Origin of the sequence: Dankookia sp. GCM10030260 (assembly GCF_042666655.1) — a bacterium.
GTDB lineage: Bacteria > Pseudomonadota > Alphaproteobacteria > Acetobacterales > Acetobacteraceae > Paracraurococcus.
Genome location: NZ_JBHTDE010000003.1, coordinates 433,686 through 449,271, shown reverse-complemented (window position 1 = coordinate 449,271; position 15,586 = coordinate 433,686). Strand labels below are relative to the sequence as shown.

The 15,586-nt window shown below is 70.9% G+C and carries 12 protein-coding genes; 11 read left to right on the top strand and 1 reads right to left on the bottom strand.

Features of this window, described 5'->3' with window-relative positions; genetic code table 11:
• The first annotated feature begins 7 nt into the window (after positions 1–7).
• From ACFQS7_RS13615 to ACFQS7_RS13590, 6 genes are all read left to right on the top strand, one after another.
• Positions 8–313 carry a hypothetical protein gene (locus ACFQS7_RS13615; RefSeq protein ID WP_380067623.1) on the top strand — a complete coding sequence of 102 codons (306 nt, stop codon included), beginning with the start codon at positions 8–10 and terminating at the stop codon, positions 311–313.
• Positions 314–561: 248 nt separating this feature from the next.
• Positions 562–1,524, top strand: coding sequence for a Bug family tripartite tricarboxylate transporter substrate binding protein (locus ACFQS7_RS13610; RefSeq protein ID WP_380067622.1), 963 nt, complete (start codon positions 562–564; stop codon positions 1,522–1,524).
• Between the two features lie 278 nt (positions 1,525–1,802).
• Positions 1,803–2,483 carry a PAQR family membrane homeostasis protein TrhA gene (locus tag ACFQS7_RS13605; RefSeq protein ID WP_380067621.1) on the top strand — a complete coding sequence of 227 codons (681 nt, stop codon included), beginning with the start codon at positions 1,803–1,805 and terminating at the stop codon, positions 2,481–2,483.
• Positions 2,484–2,796: 313 nt separating this feature from the next.
• Complete coding sequence (locus ACFQS7_RS13600) at positions 2,797–4,698, top strand: family 16 glycosylhydrolase (protein ID WP_380067620.1); 1,902 nt, start codon at positions 2,797–2,799, stop codon at positions 4,696–4,698.
• Between the two features lie 318 nt (positions 4,699–5,016).
• The gene (locus tag ACFQS7_RS13595; RefSeq protein WP_380067619.1) at positions 5,017–6,918 is read left to right on the top strand and encodes a family 16 glycosylhydrolase; all 1,902 of its coding nucleotides are present in this window, start codon (positions 5,017–5,019) and stop codon (positions 6,916–6,918) included.
• A gap of 195 nt (positions 6,919–7,113) precedes the next feature.
• Positions 7,114–8,175, top strand: a complete 1,062-nt coding sequence (locus tag ACFQS7_RS13590) for a glycosyltransferase family 4 protein (protein WP_380067618.1) — start codon at positions 7,114–7,116, stop codon at positions 8,173–8,175.
• 118 nt (positions 8,176–8,293) lie between these two features.
• Here the strand turns inward: ACFQS7_RS13590 and thrC are convergent, their stop codons facing one another.
• Positions 8,294–9,703: a threonine synthase gene (gene thrC, locus ACFQS7_RS13585; RefSeq protein WP_380067617.1), complete on the bottom strand. Its 1,410-nt coding sequence runs from the start codon at positions 9,701–9,703 to the stop codon at positions 8,294–8,296.
• Positions 9,704–9,826: 123 nt separating this feature from the next.
• On the opposite strand from thrC, the gene ACFQS7_RS13580 reads away from it, so the two are divergent.
• From ACFQS7_RS13580 to ACFQS7_RS13560, 5 genes are all read left to right on the top strand, one after another.
• Positions 9,827–11,338, top strand: a complete 1,512-nt coding sequence (locus ACFQS7_RS13580) for an FAD-dependent monooxygenase (RefSeq protein ID WP_380067616.1) — start codon at positions 9,827–9,829, stop codon at positions 11,336–11,338.
• 61 nt (positions 11,339–11,399) lie between these two features.
• Positions 11,400–12,371: a tripartite tricarboxylate transporter substrate binding protein gene (locus ACFQS7_RS13575; protein ID WP_380067615.1), complete on the top strand. Its 972-nt coding sequence runs from the start codon at positions 11,400–11,402 to the stop codon at positions 12,369–12,371.
• Positions 12,372–12,531: 160 nt separating this feature from the next.
• On the top strand, positions 12,532–13,137 hold the full coding sequence (locus tag ACFQS7_RS13570) for a DUF938 domain-containing protein (protein ID WP_380067614.1): 606 nt from the start codon (positions 12,532–12,534) through the stop codon (positions 13,135–13,137).
• A 37-nt stretch (positions 13,138–13,174) separates the two neighbouring features.
• Complete coding sequence (locus tag ACFQS7_RS13565; RefSeq protein WP_380067613.1) at positions 13,175–14,767, top strand: GMC family oxidoreductase; 1,593 nt, start codon at positions 13,175–13,177, stop codon at positions 14,765–14,767.
• A 65-nt stretch (positions 14,768–14,832) separates the two neighbouring features.
• Positions 14,833–15,585, top strand: a complete 753-nt coding sequence (locus ACFQS7_RS13560; protein WP_380067612.1) for an NAD-dependent deacetylase — start codon at positions 14,833–14,835, stop codon at positions 15,583–15,585.
• Position 15,586 lies beyond the last annotated feature (1 nt).

Here is a 15,586-nt window from a genome sequence, read left to right as displayed (position 1 = left end):
ACACCTCGTGAACCAGGCGCAGGAAAGCCTCCTCGGCCCGGCAGGGGCGGCCCGCAGCACCTGGGCGCTGATCTACAACCACGGCCCCTGGCCGCTGCATCTCCTCGGCGCCAGCTTCGAGAGCGGCGGCTTCGCCGCAGGCGGCGACCCGTCCGCGGTGATCGAGCCGAAGACCGTCGGCGGCTGCCGGGTCGAGAGCCGCGGCCAGGCAAGCGGCGTCGCCGGCGCGGTGGTGCAGTATGGCTGGCGGCCGACCGGCCAGGTCCCCTTGCCTCTGGCTGGTCACCTCCAACCCCTCCGGCGGCAGCAATAGATGGAACGGCCAGAGCTACAACGGGCTGGCGGTGCGCTTCGCCGGCTCGGCTGGGCCGGCCAACCAGGTGGGTTTCGACGTCTGGGACGCCACCGGGTCCAGAAGACGTGAGCCGGGCGGGGGCGGCGGACGTCCCCGCCCGGCTCGACGGCCGGGGGGCCGCGGCCTACATCGCCGCCACCCGCGCCGGGCACCAAGGTCCGAGATAAGGATCCCGCGCCGGGCACCCCCTGCCGGAGATTCCCCCGATGCGCCGCCGTGCCCTTCTCGGCCTCGCCGCCGCCAGCCTCGCCACCGCCGCCTCGGCGCAACCCGCCGGCCAGCCGATCCGGATCGTGGTGCCCTTCGCCGCCGGCGGGCCGACCGACATCCCGGCCCGGCTGCTGGCGGAGGAGCTGGGCAAGGTCCTGCCGCAGCGCCCGGTGGTGGACAACCGCACCGGCGCCGGCGTGGTGGTCGGTACCGATGCCGTGGCCAAGTCGGCCAAGGACGGCGCGACGCTGCTCTACACCACGGTCGCCCATTCGGCGCTGCGGGCGATGTTCGCGCGCCTCCCCTTCGACCCGCTGGCGGACCTGCAGCCGGTGGCGCTCGTCGGCGTCATCCCGATGGTGCTGATGGCGAACAAGGACCTGCCGGTGAACAGCCTGGCCGAGCTGATCGCGCTCTATCGTGCCAGCCCCGGCAAGTACGACTACGGCAGCGCCGGCAACGGCTCCGCGCTCCACCTCGCGGCCGAGCTGTTCCTGCGCGACGCCGGCGGGCTGAAGGTGACCCATGTGCCCTACCGCGGCTCGGCGGCGGCGATGCCGGACCTGCTCAACGGCACCACCACCATGATGCTCGACGTCGCCAACAACACCCTGCCCTATGTCCAGCGCGGCGAGGTGAAGGGCCTGGCAGTGAGCTCGGCCCGGCGCATCCCGCAGCTGCCCGAGGTGCCGACCTTCGCCGAGGCCGGGCTGCCGGGCTACGAGGCCTATACCTGGCACATGATCATGGTCCCGCGCGGCACGCCGGCGCCGGTGATCAAGGCGCTGAACGGCACCATCAACGGCGTGTTGGCCAAGCCCGATGTGCAGCAGCGGCTCGCCGACCTGGCCTTGCAGGTGCGCAGCGACAGCACGCCCGAGAGCGCCGAGGCCTGGCTGCAGGCCGAGACGGCGAAATGGGAGCCGATCATCCGCGCCGCTGGCATCAAGCCGGATTGAGCGGTCCGATGGCTGGAGCGCCGCGTGGCGCGAAAGCCTGAATCGGACCGCCGGCCACATGCCGATGGCTGGAGCGCCGCGTGGCGCGAAAGCCTGAATCGGACCGCCGGCCGCATACCGATGGCCGGAGCGCCGCGCGGCGCGAGGGCCTGAATCGGACCGCCGGCCGCATGCCGATGGCCGGAGCGCCGCTCGGCACCGCAGCCCATGGTCCTTCCTCCCGGAAGCCTGATCGGGCCTTCGATTGAGCGTCCGGAGGGCAGGGCCACCTTGGCGTGATGCCCCCGCCGCTTCCCGCGCTGCAGCCCGCCTTGCCCGGACACCGGGGCGAATATGCCGCGGATGCGGCGGTGCATGCGGTTGGGCTGGCCGCCGCCGGCCTCGCCTGCCTCGGCCTGGCGCTGGCGGCACCGCGGCCGCCAGGGCTGCGGCTCGCCCTCGCGCTCGGGCTCTACGCGGCGGGGCTGCTGACCATGCTGGTGTGTTCGGCGGCCTACAACATGGCCGCGGCGGGCCGTTGGAAGGCCTTCCTGCAGCGGCTGGACCATGCCGCCATCTTCCTGATGATCGCCGGCACCTATACCCCGGTGGCGCTGCTGGGGATCGGCGGCGGCTGGGGCTGGGGGCTGTTCGCCGCGGTCTGGGCCGGGGCGCTGGGCGGTGCCGCGCTCAAGCTGCTGGCGCCGGCACGGATCGAGCGGGCGGCGATCCTGCTCTACCTGACGCTCGGCTGGGTCGGGCTGGTGGCGGTCGAGCCACTGCTGCGCGCGCTGGCCTGGCCAGACCTGGCATTGCTGCTGGCGGGCGGGCTGTTCTACAGCCTCGGCGTGCGGCTGCATCTTGCGGAATGGTTGCGCTTCCATACCGCGCTCTGGCATGGTTGCGTCCTGGCCGGCGCCGCCTGCCACTATGCCGTGGTGCTGCGGCTTGCCATGGCTGGCACCGCCGGATCGCTGTAACCGGGGCGACCCTTTCAGCGCAAGACACGGACAAATGGCGGAATACACACCGGCCGCCGCCGCCTCTCTCCAGATGCCCGCCTGAGTATCGGAATGAATCCGAGCATGCAGTCGCAATTTCTGGATTTTTTTGCATTAAAGTGAATTTCGTTTGGCCTGTTTTCCTATTTGGCCCCACCCGCGGGTGCATTGACTTTCAACTTGAACCGTATTTATCTCGACTTCTAAGCACGTATTGGTTGTGTTCCAACGAAGTCCCGCCGCTTGGTTTGGTGCAACGGGACAGGATCGACGCTTCAGGACGGAGGCAACATTGATTTTCCTCAATGCCGCAGGTGTCGCGCTGTCGACGTCGCAAGCGCCGACACGCTGGTTCACCTCCTCCAGCGCCGGCGTGACGCTCAACGGGACCGCCACGGCCGACTTCCTGTCCCATTCCGGCAGCTATGCCAGCCTGGCCGGCGGCGCAGGCGACGACACCTATTGTGTCTGGAACACCACCCACACGATCCAGGAATTCGCCGGCGGCGGCATCGACACCCTGCAATCATACGCCAGCCGCACCATCCTGCCCGGCCAGGTCGAGAACCTGCAGCTGATGTGGCGAAACCAGATCGGCATCGGCAATGCGCTCGACAACATCATCACCGCCGGCGACGGCGCGCAGACCCTCGACGGCGGCGCCGGCAACGACGTGCTGGCGGGCGGCGCCGGCGCCGACCTCTTCATCGTCGCCGCCGGCAAGGGCAGCGAGGTGATCACCGATTTCCTGTCCGGGACCGACCAGGTCCGGCTGGATGGCCACGCTCTGTACAATTTCGCCATGGTGCGGGCGGCGATGACCCAGGTCGGCGCCGATACCGTGCTCGCGCTCGGCAATGGCGAAAGCCTGGTGCTGCGCGACACCCAGGTCGCCGGCTTCGGCGCGGCGGATTTCGTGCTGCCGGAGGCGCCGCGCCATGCCGGGATGTACCAGACCTTCAACGAGGAATTCGACGGCCTCAGCAGCTCGGCCAGCGGCAGCGGCGTCATCTGGAAGACCAGCCTCGGCATCTCCAAGCAGGACCGCACGCAGCCCGTCACCAAGGAGGCCGGGTACTACTCCGACGCCTCGGTCGGGGTGAACCCCTTCAGCGTGGCCGACGGCGTGCTGGACATCGCCGCCACCGCGGGCAGCAACCCGTCGGGCCTGGCCTACAACACCGGCATCATCACCACCGCGCGCTCCTTCGCCCAGCAATACGGCTACTTCGAGGCCCGGCTGGACCTGCCCGCCGGCCGCGGCTTCTGGCCCGCCTTCTGGCTGATGCCGGCCAGCGGCGCCTGGCCGCCGGAGATCGACATCCTGGAGGCGCTCGGCCAGGATCCGACCACCGCCTACCATTCGCTGCACAGCACCACGGCCGGCGATACCACGATCACGGTCCGCAACCTGCCCAACCTTTCGGCGGGCTTCCACACCTACGGCCTGGACTGGCAGGCCGACACCATCACCTGGCTGATCGACGGCCGCGAGGTGGCGCAGCTCGCCACGCCCGCCGACATGCACCAGCCGATGTACATGCTGCTGAACCTGGCGGTGGGCGGCGTCGGCTCCTGGCCCGGGGTCTACGACCCGGCCAAGCCGGACGGGCACCTGCTGATCGATTATGTGCGGGCCTGGCAGCGCGGCGACGGCATGGTCACCGGCCCGGACGATGTCGCCCGGCTCGGCGGTGTCTATACCCTGAAGGCGGACGGCGTCAGCGACCTCTATGACTTCAGCAAGGCCAAGGCCATGCTGCACATGGACGCGACTGGCCTGTCGCTGGCCGGCACCCATACGATCTGGGGCAGCCCGCTCGGCAGCGACCTGCGCGGCGGGCCGGGCAACGTGAACTTCGCCGGCGGCATCGGCGCCGACAGCTTCAGCTTCGGCGCCGGCACCTCGCGCGTCCTCGGCGGCGGCGGCAACGACAGCTTCACCCTGACCCGCGGGATGATCGCCGTCGGCAACCAGATCCTCGACTTCCACCTGGATCTGTCGGCTGGCGACGAACACGACCAGCTGCGCCTTCAGGGCTTCTCCGACGCGGCGCAGCTGGAGTTCGTCAAGGCCAGCGGCCAGACCCAATACTACCGGGTCGTCGATGGCGATTATGCCTCGCCGCTGGTGGCGATCCTCGTGGCCAATGGCAGCGGGCACCTGGCCGAGGCGGACTACCAGTTCATCTGATACCACGGGCCGGCCCGGTGGCGCCGGAAGGCGCAAGGCCCGAGGACACCGGAGGTTTGCGCCCGGCGATCGAAGATACGAAGCGGCCATGCCAGCAGCCGATGCGCCCGCCCGCTGGCATGGGGGCGGCGGCGTGCCACCCGGCCAGGACCCGGCCGCGGCGAGGCGACATCGCCAGCAGGCGAACAGGCGGCGTCTTGCGCCATACAGTATACGCGATTACTGTCAGGTTTACTCGCGTATAAGTTGTGTCGTCTCGAGCCTGCCTGTCCCTTGTCCCGGGGTCCCGCCACCAGGCCGGCCCCGGAGGAGCGCTCCGTGATCCATCTGAACGCCCTCTCCCGTCCTCTCGCCACCTCGGCCAGCCCGACCAACTGGTATTCGTCGACCCTGCCCGGCGCCACGGTCACCGGCGGCGGCGGCGCCGACTGGCTCTCCGCCACGGACCCCGCGGCGCTGCTGCAGGGCGGCGCCGGGGACGACACCTATGCGGTCTGGGACAACCGCATCGCAATCGTCGAAGCCGCCGCGGGCGGCATCGACACGGTGCAGTCCTGGGCCGGGCGCCAGGTGCTGCCGGCGCATGTCGAGAACCTGCAACTCATGCGCGGCGCCCAGTCCGGCCTCGGCAATGCGCTCGACAACATCCTGACCGGCAGCGCCGGCGCCGACTCCCTGGATGGCGGCGCCGGCAACGACGTGCTGACCGGCGGCGCCGGGCCGGATGCCTTCACCATCGTCCGCGGCAACGGCAGCGATGCGATCACCGACTTCGCTCCGGGAACCGACACGATCCGGCTGCAGGGCCATGCGCTGTTCAGCTTCGCCGCGGTCCGCGCGGCCATGACCCAGACCGGCGCCGACACCACCATCGCGCTCGGCGGCGGGGAAAAGCTGGTGCTGCGCAACACCCTGGCCTCCAGCCTCACGGCGCGGGATGTCTGGCTGCCGGCGGATCCGCAGCATTTCGGCATGACGCAGACCTTCGCCGAGGAATTCGACAGCTTCAGCGCCTCCGCCAGCGGCCTCGGCACCACCTGGAAGACCACCTACAAAATCAACGACCAGCTCCGCACGCTGAGCAGCAACAAGGAAGCCCAGTACTACTCCGATGCCTCGGTCGGGGTGGACCCGTTCAGCCTGGCCGGCGGGGTGCTCGACATCGCCGCGGCGCCGGGCAGCAACCCGCTGGGCCTGCCGTACAATTCCGGCCTCATCACCACCGCCCGCAGCTTCGCCCAGCGTTACGGCTATTTCGAGGCCCGGGTCGACCTGCCGGCCGGCAAGGGTTTCTGGCCGGCCTTCTGGCTGCTGCCGGCAGACGGCACCTGGCCGCCCGAGATCGACATCTTCGAGGTGCTCGGCGACAACACCACAACCGCCTATGCGACGCTGCGCAGCACCTCGGCCGCGAACACCACCTTCCGGGTGAACGATTTGCCGGACCTTTCGGCCGGCTTCCATACCTTCGGGCTGAGCTGGCAGGCCGACACGATCCGCTGGTTCATCGACGGCCAGGCGGTGGCCGAGGCGGCAACGCCGGCCGACATGCACATCCCGATGTACCTGCTGCTGAACCTAGCCGTCGGCGATGCCGGCAGCTGGCCCGGCCAGTACGCTCCCGGCATGCCGACCGGGCATATGCAGATCGATTACGTCCGCGCCTGGCAGTATGGCGGCGGCACGGTGACCGGCCCGGGCGACGTCGCCGCCTTCGGCGGCAGCCACACGCTGAAGGCGGACGGCGTCAGCGACCTGTACGACTTCAGTCGGGCGGCGGTGACGCTGACCATGGATGCCTCCGGCCTATCGACCGCCGGCACGCACACCATCTGGGGCAGTCCGCTCGGCAGCCTGGTGCGTGGCGGCCCGGGCAACGTGAACTTCGCCGGCGGCATCGGCGACGACACCTTCGTCTTCGGCAACGGCCTGTCGCGGGTCAAGGGCGGCGGCGGCAACGACAGCTTCGTCATCATCAAGGGCGGGCTCGTCACCGGCGACCTGATCATCGATTTCCACCTGAACCGGGACGATGGCGGGGAGCACGATACGCTGCGATTGCTGGGCTTCGGCAGCGATGCGCGGCTGGAATTCGTCGCCGGCAGCGGCACGATCCAGACCTACCAGGTGGTGGACGGCGACCAGGTGTCGGGCAAGCTGCAGATCCAGATCGCCAACGGCAGCGGGCACCTCGGCAGTCTCGACGTGGTGTTCGGCTGAGGCGCGGAGGGCTGGACCGGCGGGTGCGCGCCACGTCTTGAGGCACATCCGCGTGAGCAAGCCCGTCTGCCCCGAAGCCGCCCCCGCGCGCCATGTTGTGGTCGGATTTTCCGGCTTTCTGGTGCTGGTAGATCGCAGTGTTGCGGGATGCCAGCGCAGACGGCGTGTTCTGGCTGCTCGGGAGAGTTTCGAACGATGAGAATTGCGCAGATCGCGCCACTGACCGAATCCGTCCCGCCGCAGCTCTATGGCGGCACGGAACGCGTCGTCTCCTTCGTGACGGAGGAACTGGTGGCACAGGGCCATGACGTCACGCTGTTCGCCAGCGGTGATTCCGTCACCGCAGCGACGCTGGCGCCGATGTGCCCGCGCGCGTTGCGGCTCGACAAGACCGTCGGCGATCCGATGGCGCCCGTCTTCATGATGCTTGAGACGGTGCTGCGGCGCGCCCATGAGTTCGACGTGCTGCATTTCCACCTCGACTACATGCCCTTCTCGCTGTTCACCCGGCAGCCGGTGCCGCATGTGACGACGCTGCACGGACGGCTCGACCTGCCGGAGATCTGGCCGCACTACCGCACGCATACCGACGTGCCGCTGATCTCGATCTCCGACAACCAGCGCAAGCCGATGGCCTGGGCAAACTGGGCGCAGACCATCCATCACGGCCTGCCCGAGAACCTGCTGCGGCCCGACTCGTCCGTGCAGCCCGGCTACCTCGCCTTCCTCGGCCGTATCTCGCCCGAAAAGCGGGTCGACCGGGCGATCGAGATCGCCGGCCGCGCCGGCAGGCCGCTGAAGATCGCCGCCAAGGTGGACCGCGCCGACCAGGACTATTTCGACGCGAAGATCCGACCGCTGCTGGCCCAGCCGCATGTCGAGTTCATCGGCGAGATCGCCGATACGCAGAAGGGCGCCTTCCTCGCCGGCGCCGAGGCCCTGCTCTTCCCGATCGACTGGCCGGAACCTTTCGGCCTGGTGATGATCGAGGCCATGGCCTGCGGCGTGCCGGTCATTGCCTTCAACCACGGCTCGGTGCGGGAGGTGCTGGAGGACGGGCGCACCGGCTTCATCGTCGACGACATGGACCAGGCGGTCCGGGCGGTCGGCCGGTTGGGCGAATTGTCGCGCCCCGCGGTGCGCCGGCGCTTCGAACAGCGCTTCACCGCGCGCCGCATGGCGCAGGACCATGTGGCGCTCTATGAGCGGCTGGTTCGTGCCAAGCTGCCGCCGCTGCGGGCAATGGCCGCGGAGTAGCAAGGCGAGGGAGGCAGTATCCTCCCTCGCCCTACTTCTCCTTTCTGGGTTCCGGCACCCGCCGCGGGGCGGGTGCCAACCTTGCTTTCTGCTCCCTCGGAAGACCGAGAAAGGTCCTTCAGCCTGCCCGGTTGCGCCGCGTATGGGCGCGCACGAAATCCTCGACCGCCGCCAGCCCGAGCGGCAGCACGGAGAACCGCTCCTCCCGCGCATAAAGGTCCGCCAGCCGGGCGGGGAGCGGCGGGCGGAAGCCCACCGCACGTTCCACGGCATCGGGAAATTTCGCCGGATGCGCGGTGGCGGCGACCACCACCGGGATGCCCGGATCGGCCGGCGCATGCGCCCGCGCCGCGGCGGTACCGATGGCGGTATGCGGGTCCGCCAGGTACCCGGCCGTTTCCTTCAGGCGGCGGATCTCCGCCAGGGTCCCCTCGTCCGACAGGGTGAAGCCGTGGAACAGCCCGGTCGCGGTCGACCAGGCGGCGTCCGGCACTGGCATCCGTCCCTCGGCGCGGAAGCGGCGCATGGTCTCGGCAGTCGTCGCGGCATTGCGGCCCAGCAGCTCGAACAGCAGGCGCTCGAAGTTGGAGCTTACCTGGATGTCCATGCTGGGCGACAGGCTCGGCTCGACCCCCCGCACCGACATGTCATTGGCGGCCAGGAAGCGCGCCAGGATGTCGTTCCGGTTGGCGCCGACGATCAGCCGCTCCACCGGCAGCCCCATCTGCCGCACCGCCCAGGCGGCAAGGACGTTGCCGAAATTGCCGGTGGGGACGGAGAAGGCCACCGGCCGGTCCGGCGCCCCCAGGGCGAGCGCGGCATAGGCGTAGTAGGGAATCTGCGCCGCCACCCGGGCCCAATTGATGGAATTGACGGCGGCGAGGTGCATCGCGTCCCGGAACGGGGCATCCCCGAACATCGCCTTCACCAGGTCCTGGCAATCGTCGAAGCTGCCCTGCACCGCCAGGTTGGCGACATTGTCGGACAGCACCGTGGTCATCTGCCGGCGCTGCACCTCGGACGTCCTGCCTTCCGGATGCAGGATGACGATATCGATGGCGTTGCGGTCGCGGCAGGCCTCGATGGCCGCGGACCCGGTATCGCCGCTGGTCGCGCCCACGATGGTGATGCGCTCGCCCCGCTTGGCCAGCACATGGTCGAACAGCCGCCCGAGCAGCTGCATCGCCATGTCCTTGAAGGCGAGCGTCGGTCCATGAAACAGCTCGAGCGCGAAGGTCCGGGTATCCAGCTGGACCAGCGGCGCCACGGCGGGATGGCCGAAGCCGGCATAGGCCGGGCCGGTCATGCCGCGCAGCGTCTCGAGTGACAACGTCTCACCGGCGAACAGGTGCATCAGCCGGGCCGAAAGCTCGGCATAGGGCAGGCCACGCAGCGCGCGCCATTCGGCGGGTGACAGGCTGGGCCAGCGCTCCGGCATGAACAGCCCGCCATCCTCGGCGAGGCCGGCGAGCAGGACGCCTTCGAAGTCACGGGGGGCGGCCTGGCCGCGGGTGCTGAGGTAGCGCATGGGGCGCGGACCCTAGCCGCTGGGCGGCGCCGCGGGAACAGCCGGGGCGCCGAAGATCGCGGCGAAGGCCGACCTTGCCGGCCGGTTCTGCCATGCTGCGCCGATCCAGCGAAGGGACGTGCCATGCCTGACACGGATGTTCTCATTGCCGGCGCCGGCCCGACCGGCCTGGTGCTCGCCCTCTCCCTGATGCATCGCGGCATCAGGCCGCGCATCGTCGACCAGGCCGCCGGGCCCGGCGAGGCGTCCCGCGCCATGGTGGTCCAGGCCCGGACGCTGGAGCTGTACCGCCCGCTGGGGCTGGCGGAGGCGGTGATCGCGCGCGGCATCAAGGTCGAGGCGCTGCACCTGCGCGGGGCCGGCGCCGAGGTCGCGCAGGTCTCGCTGCACGCCATGGGCGAGGGGCTGAGCCGCTACCCCTTCGTCCTCAGCTTCCCGCAGGACGACCACGAGCGCTTCCTGGTCGAGCGCCTGGCGGCGGCCGGCATCGCGGTGGAATGGAACACCGAATTGCTGGGTTTCACCGAGACGCCGGACGGCATCCGCGCCACGCTCCGCCAGGCCGGCGCCGAGACGGAGGCCACCGCGGCCTATCTCTGCGGCTGCGACGGGGCGCATAGCCGGGTGCGCCAGGCGCTCGGCCTCGGCTTCCCCGGCGGCACCTATGACCAGCGTTTCTACGTCGCCGATGTCCGGCTCGCCGGGCCGTTCCAGCCGGACCTCACGGTCAACCTCGCCGCGCAGGGCTTCTCCCTGATGCTGCCGGTCCGCAGCCGCGGCATGAACCGGCTGATCGGCGTGGTCCCCGCCGCGCTCGGCGACCGCCCCGGCCTCGGCTTCGAGGATCTCCGCGCCGATCTGGAGGTGCTGCTGGGCGTGCGGGTGGAGCAGGTGAACTGGTTCGCCACCTACCATGTCCACCACCGCGTGGCGGTCCGGTTCCGCGCCGGCCGCGCCTTCCTCGCCGGCGATGCCGGGCATATCCACAGCCCGGCCGGCGGCCAGGGGATGAACACCGGCATCGGCGACGCGGTCAATCTCGGCTGGAAGCTGGCCGAGGTGCTGCGCGGCCGGGCCGCCCCCGCCATCCTGGAGACCTACGAGGCCGAGCGGATCGCCTTCGCCCGCCTGCTGGTCGCCACCACCGACCGCATCTTCCGCGGCGCAGTCTCGCGCGGCCTCGGCGGCCGGCTGGTGCGGCGCTGGCTGCTGCCGCGGCTGCTGCCGCTCGCCGCCGGCTTCGAGATCGGCCGGCACGCCATCTTCCGGCTGATCTCGCAGATCCGCATCGCCTATCCCGGCAGCGCGCTCAGCCAGGGCAAGGCCGGCGGCGTCACGGCCGGGGAGCGGCTGCCCTGGGTGGCGGAGCTCGACAACCTCGCCCCGCTCGATGGCCAGGGCTGGCGGCTGCAGGTGCATGGCGCGGTGGCCCCCGCCATGGCCGAGGCCGCCGCCGCACGGGGCCTGCCGGTCGATGCCTTCCCCTGGACCGAGGCGGCGGGCCAGGCCGGGCTGGCGCGCGACGCCGCCTACCTGCTGCGGCCGGACGGGCATGTCGGCCTGGCCGACCCGCGGCAGGACCCCGCGACGCTCGGCGCCTATGCCGCGCGGCACGGCCTGGCCTTCGCCCCCTGAATCGAGGCACGTGACCCGGCGCACGGCACGCGGTATCGATCATCGTCCAGGGATAGCCCCCATGCGCCGCCGCCCCGCCCTGCTGCTGCCCCTGCTGTTCCCCTGCCTGACCGCCGCGGGCCAGGAGACGCGCTTCGGCGCGCCGTCCATCCGGCTCCTCGTCCCCTTCGCCCCGGGCAGCGGCGCCGACATCACCGCGCATATCCTCGCCCCGCCGCTGGCCGGGGCACTCGGCCGGTCGATCCTGGTCGAGAACCGCCCGGGCGGCCGCGGCATCCCGGGCGCGGAGGCGATCGCCCGGGCCAATCCGGACGGTCAGGTCCTCGGCCTGACCAACACCGCCCCGCTTTGCATGGCGCCGCTGGTCGAATCGCCGCCCTACGACCCCGACCGCGACTTCACCCATGTCGCGCTGATCGCCGAGACGCCGAGCGTGCTGCTGGTCCCGGCCGGCAGCCGCTTCCAGTCCTTCGACCTCTATCTGCGGGCGGGGCGGAGCTGGACACGCGGCCTGACCTTCGGCAGCCCGGCGACCGGCAGCCTGCAGCACCTGCAGGGCGAGATGCTGGCCAAGGCGGCCGGGGCAAGGCTGACGCATGTCGCCTATCGCGGCACGGCAGCGGCCTTGCAGGACCTGCTGAACGGCCAGGTGGACAGCCTGGTCGCGCCGCTGGCCAGCGTGGCCGGAATGGTCCGCGACGGCCAGGCCCAGGTGCTGGCGGTCAGCGGCCCGGGCGAGGAGGCGACGCTGCCTGGCGTCCCGAGCTTCGCCGCGCTGGGCTTTCCGCAACTGACCGCCACGGCCTGGATGGGGCTGAGCGGCCCGCGCGGCCTGCCGCCGGGGCTGGTCACCCGGCTCAACGCGGAGGTCAACCGCATCATCGCCACGCCCGCAGTGGCGGCGCAGCTGCGCACGGCCGGGCTGACGCCGCCCGACCGGCCGCTGGATGCCGCGGCCTACCGGCAGCTGGTGACGGATTTCGCCACGACCTGGCGGCCGGCGGTGGCCTCGGCGGGGATGGCGGCGAAGTAGCCGGCGTAGCGCTCGCCTGCACTCCATCGGCGCACTACATTGCCGCCGTCAGGAGCACCCTCATGGCCTCCCCGCTGTTCATCCGCCTCGACGACGACGTCCTCGTCACCCTCGACGGCGCCGCCAAGGCGCGCGGCATCGGCATCGCGCCCGGCCCGTGATGCAGGACGCCCGCCGCCACGCCCCCACCGTCGCGCGCAACCGCGACCCGATCCTCGAGGTGCTGCGCCGGCACCTGCCGGAGACGGGCACGCTGCTGGAGGTCTCCGCCGGCACCGGCGAGCATGCCGCGTATTTCGCCGCCGCCTTCCCCGGCCTGGTCTGGCAGCCGACCGATCCCGACCCCGCCGCCCGCGCCAGCATCGCCGCCTGGGCACGCGAGGCGAAGCTGAACAATCTCCGCCCGCCGCTGGCGCTCGATGCCGCGGCGGAGGACTGGCCGGTGGCGCGGGCCGATGCGGTTCTCTGCATCAACATGATCCATATCGCGCCCTGGGCGGCCGGGCTCGGCCTGCTGCGCGGCGCCGCGCGCCTCCTGCCGCCGGGCGGGACGCTGATCCTCTACGGGCCCTACAAGCGGGGCGGTGCGCACACCGCGCCGTCGAACGCGGCCTTCGACGCCGGCCTGCGCGCCCAGGACCCGGACTGGGGCGTCCGCGACCTCGAAGCGGTGGCCGCCGAGGCCGCCGCGGCCGGCTTCGGCCCGCCCGAGGTGGTCGAGATGCCGGCCAACAACCTAACCCTCATCTTCCGCCGCGCCGGCTGATGCGCCACCCTCCCCGCCAAGGGGAGAAAGACGTGCCATGGACACCGACTACCTCGTCATCGGCGCCGGCTCGGCCGGCTGCGCCGTCGCCGCGCGCCTGGCCGAATCCGGCGCGCGCGTCACGCTGCTGGAGGCCGGCCCGAAGGACCGCCATCCCTGGATCCACATCCCCGCCGGCATGATCAAGCTGCTGCAGAACCAGCGCCTGGTGAACTGGGGCTACGTGACCGAGCCGGAGAAGGGTTCGAACGACCGCGAGATCCGCTGGCCGCGCGGCCGGACGCTCGGCGGGTCGTCCTCGATCAACGGCATGCTCTATGTCCGTGGCAACCCGGCCGACTTCGACATCTGGGCGCAGATGGGCTGCAAAGGCTGGTCCTATGACGAGGTGCTGCCCTTCTTCCGGAAATCCGAGACCTACAAGCAGGGCGGCGACCCGGACTACCGCGGCCAGGGCGGCCCCCTGCAGGTCGAGGACTACCGCACCATCCTGCCGCTGACCCACCGCTTCATCGAGGCGGCGCAGCAGGCCGGCCACCCGTTCCGGAAGGACCTGAACGGCCAGGAGCAGGAAGGCGTCGGCTATTCGCAGATGACCCGGCTCGGCCGCTGGCGCGGCTCGACCGCCCGCACCTATCTGGCGGCCGTCAAGGGCCGCGTGCAGGTGGAGACGGAGGCGCAGGTCGCCCGGCTGTTGTTCGAGGGCAGGCGCTGCGTCGGCGCCGAGTTCCGCCAGGGCGGGGCGCTGCGCAGCATCCGCGCGGCGCGGGAGGTGATCGTCTCCGGCGGCGCGGTGAACTCGCCGCACCTGCTGCAGATGTCGGGCATCGGCCCGGCGGAGCACCTGCGCTCGCTCGGCATCGCGGTGCTGCAGGACACGCCCGCGGTCGGCGCCAACCTGCAGGACCACTACGTGTCCCGCGTCCAGCACCGGGTGCGCGACATGATCAGCACCAACCAGCTGGCGCGCGGGCTGCGGTTGGCCGGCGAAGTGGCGAAATTCTTCACGCGTGGCAACGGTGCCCTCACCTTCGGCGTCACCACCGCGCAGGTCTTCGCCCGCTCGCGCGAAGGCCTGGCAAGCCCCGACCTGCAATTGCTTTTCACCCCGGCCAGTTATGCCGCCGGCAAGTTCGGCGTGCTGGAATCCGCCCCCGGCATGACCTGCGCCATCTGCCCGGTGAAGCCCGACAGCCGCGGCACCGTGATGGCGAAATCGCCCGACCCGTTCGAACGACCGGCCATCCGGCCCAACTACCTCGCGGCGCGCAGCGACCAGGAGTTGCTGGCGCGGGGGATCCGCATGGTGCGCGACATCTTCGCCCAGCCCGCCATTGCGAAATACAGCGTCGAGGAAATCCTGCCCGGCCCCGGCACCGCCTCGGATGAGGAGATGCTGGCATTCAACCGTCAATACGGCACCACCATCTACCACCCCGTCGGCACCTGCCGGATGGGGGAGGACCCCAAGGCGGTGGTCGACAGCCGGCTGCGGGTGAAGGGCATCGCCGGGCTGCGGATCGCCGATGCCTCCGTGATGCCGACGCTGACCACCGGCAACACCAATGCGCCGACGATCATGATCGGCGAGAAGGCGGCGGCGATGATCCTGGAGGACGCCGCCGCGTAGGAAGCACGCAAGGACCGGGCAGGCACGTCCCCGGACCGCTTCGTTTTTGTGGGTCAGGACACGCCATGGATGACGACATCGCCACGCTGAGGACCATGATCGAGAACGCCAAGCGCATCGTCGTCTTCAGCGGCGCGGGGATCAGCACGGAATCGGGCATCCCCGACTACCGCAGCCCGGGCACCGGCACCTGGGAGAAGATGAAGCCGATCTACTTCCAGGACTTCGTCGCCTCTGCCGAGGCCCGCCGCGAGGCCTGGCGCCGCCGCTTCGAAAGCGACCCCGCCATGCGCGCGGCCGAGCCCAACCGCGGCCACCGCGCGGTCGCCCGGCTGGTGCGCGAAGGCAAGGTCCACGCCGTCATCACCCAGAACATCGACGGCCTGCACCAGGCCTCCGGCATCCCCGACCATCAGGTGATCGAGCTGCACGGCAACACCACCTACGCCACCTGCCTCGCCTGCTCCACGCGGCACGAGATCGCCGACATCCACGCCGCCTTCGCCCAGACGGACACAGTGCCGGACTGCCGCGCCTGCGGCGGCCTGCTGAAGACGGCGACCGTCAGCTTCGGCCAGTCCATGCCCGAAGGCCCGATGCAACGCGCGCGGCAGGCCGTGATGGACGCCGACCTCTGCCTGGTGCTCGGCTCCTCGCTCGTGGTCTACCCGGCTGCCGGCTTCCCCGAAATGGCCAAGCGCCGCGGCGCCGGCCTGGTCATCCTCAACCGCCAGGAGACCGGGCTCGACGCCATCGCCGACCTGGTCATCCATGCCGGCATCGGCGACGTGCTGGGCGGCGCCGTCGGGGTGAATTGAC

Coding starts and splice junctions, on each gene's coding strand:
- ACFQS7_RS13575 (WP_380067615.1), top strand. CDS start 11,400: ATGCGCCGCCGCCCCGCCCTGCTGCTGCCCCTGCTGTTCCCCTGCCTG.
- ACFQS7_RS13560 (WP_380067612.1), top strand. CDS start 14,833: ATGGATGACGACATCGCCACGCTGAGGACCATGATCGAGAACGCCAAG.
- thrC (WP_380067617.1), bottom strand. CDS start 9,703: ATGCGCTACCTCAGCACCCGCGGCCAGGCCGCCCCCCGTGACTTCGAA.
- ACFQS7_RS13610 (WP_380067622.1), top strand. CDS start 562: ATGCGCCGCCGTGCCCTTCTCGGCCTCGCCGCCGCCAGCCTCGCCACC.
- ACFQS7_RS13580 (WP_380067616.1), top strand. CDS start 9,827: ATGCCTGACACGGATGTTCTCATTGCCGGCGCCGGCCCGACCGGCCTG.
- ACFQS7_RS13605 (WP_380067621.1), top strand. CDS start 1,803: ATGCCCCCGCCGCTTCCCGCGCTGCAGCCCGCCTTGCCCGGACACCGG.
- ACFQS7_RS13565 (WP_380067613.1), top strand. CDS start 13,175: ATGGACACCGACTACCTCGTCATCGGCGCCGGCTCGGCCGGCTGCGCC.
- ACFQS7_RS13570 (WP_380067614.1), top strand. CDS start 12,532: ATGCAGGACGCCCGCCGCCACGCCCCCACCGTCGCGCGCAACCGCGAC.
- ACFQS7_RS13590 (WP_380067618.1), top strand. CDS start 7,114: ATGAGAATTGCGCAGATCGCGCCACTGACCGAATCCGTCCCGCCGCAG.